Genomic DNA, 425 nt, shown 5'->3' on the forward strand with positions numbered 1-425 from the left:
CTGTTTGAAGTTAGGCGACTCTGAGATACTGTAACTAATGATTTCGCCGTTAAAAAGCTCAATAATAGGCGACAAGTAAAGCTTTTTGTCTTTAACTTTAAATTCGGTAATGTCAGTAGCCCACTTCAGGTCAGGTTGGTTTGATTTGAAGTCTCGTTGGAGCAGGTTAGGTGCAATAGCGCCTATTTCCCCTCTGTAAGAACGATATTTCTTTCTGCGAATCAACGAACGCATCCCAAGTGAGCCCATTAGTTTAAAAACCGTTTTATGATTGATAATCATTCCCTCGTTCTTCATCTGCAAGGTTATTCTACGGTAACCATACCTTCCTTTATGCTGTTGATAAATATTCTTGATTTGTGCTTTAGCAACCTCATGCTTATTTAATACCGATTTAGTCTTAAGATGATAATAGTAACTGCTTC

General features: G+C 37.9%; 1 protein-coding gene. It reads right to left on the reverse strand.

What is annotated here, in order from left to right:
- On the reverse strand, window positions 1-357 hold a 357-nt coding region (locus tag ASG05_RS16195), incomplete at its 3' end, for an IS3 family transposase (RefSeq protein ID WP_369814038.1).
- Between the last annotated feature and the right edge of the window lie 68 nt (window positions 358-425).

Origin of the sequence: Frigoribacterium sp. Leaf186 (assembly GCF_001423905.1) — a bacterium.
Classification (GTDB): Bacteria; Actinomycetota; Actinomycetes; order Actinomycetales; family Microbacteriaceae; genus Frigoribacterium.